Raw genomic sequence first — 1,122 nt, forward strand, 5'->3', positions numbered from 1 at the left:
CTACTTCGGTATTATGGAGTACCAATGATCCTTCGGTACAGTTGTCCTATACCCCTCACCGAAATGAGATTATGGTGAAGGCATCGCAATCCGGCACATTTGAGATCAGAGCGGAGTACGTGAATACTTTGCTGGGGTGTGGAGGCTCTGCGCGATTTGAAATTAATGTGACCTCCCCTGTCATCGTTACCGGAGGAGCGGATACTGTATGTACGGGCAGCAGCCTGACTTTCAGCAGCATCCCGGGAGGTGTTAACAACTGGACGGTAGTGTATAACAATACGACCCAAAATTATAATAATGTCAACGGGCCGTTTACTCATACGTTCAATACTGCAGGCACCTATGCCATTTATGCCAGCAAGCCAGGCGGCTGCATGGGAGATGCCAAGATTGTAAAAGCCGTTAAGGTGCCTGACGCTCCTACCGGCAGCATCACAGGGCCCGACAAGGTATGCCAGTTAATTCCACAAACGTACAGCCTCAGCAGTCTTGACAGCGGAGCCATTCCCGTATGGGAAGTGACAGGAGGTACCATCCAGGGAAGCAATACCGGGCAAAGCATTACGGTGATTTTTACCGGTGCTGGCCCTTTCAGTGTCTCCGTACGAAACCGCAGCCTTGATCCGATAGGGTGTCTTTCCCCACCGGTTACCTTACCTGTAGAGGCTTTCAACATGGGAACCATCACCGTTACGCCACCTTCAGGAGGCCTGTACTGCCCGAGTTCCAGCCAGACATTCACCGCCAATCTGAACGGCATCGTCCCCGATTCCATGGAATGGATTTTTTCGCCGTCCAATTTCGGAAGCTTCGTCAGCGGACAGGGAACTTCATCCGTCACGGTGAATTTTAATGAAATCTCTACCAACCCTAACGGAGTTTTGCAGCTGAAAATCGTAAAATGTGGCAAGATCCATTATATTCCTGTTCAGGTGCAGCTGAGGACGACTCCGATGATTGCTTTTGCCAATGCCGCTCCCATCTGTCCCGGCAGCGACCTTTCATTCACCGTTACTGTTTCCAACCTTCCGGCGGGCCAAAGTGCCCATGTGCTTTTTGAATTTGCCAATGGCAGTACCCATCCGGCAGGTAGTGTTACGGGAAGCGGAACCTACACTT

General features: G+C 51.1%; 1 pseudogene. It reads left to right on the top strand.

Features of this window, described 5'->3' with window-relative positions:
• Positions 1-1,122, top strand: a pseudogene (locus tag DQ356_RS11250) (hypothetical protein); the annotation flags it as partial.

Source organism: Chryseobacterium lacus, from assembly GCF_003336205.1.
GTDB classification, from domain to species: domain Bacteria; phylum Bacteroidota; class Bacteroidia; order Flavobacteriales; family Weeksellaceae; genus Chryseobacterium_A; species Chryseobacterium_A lacus.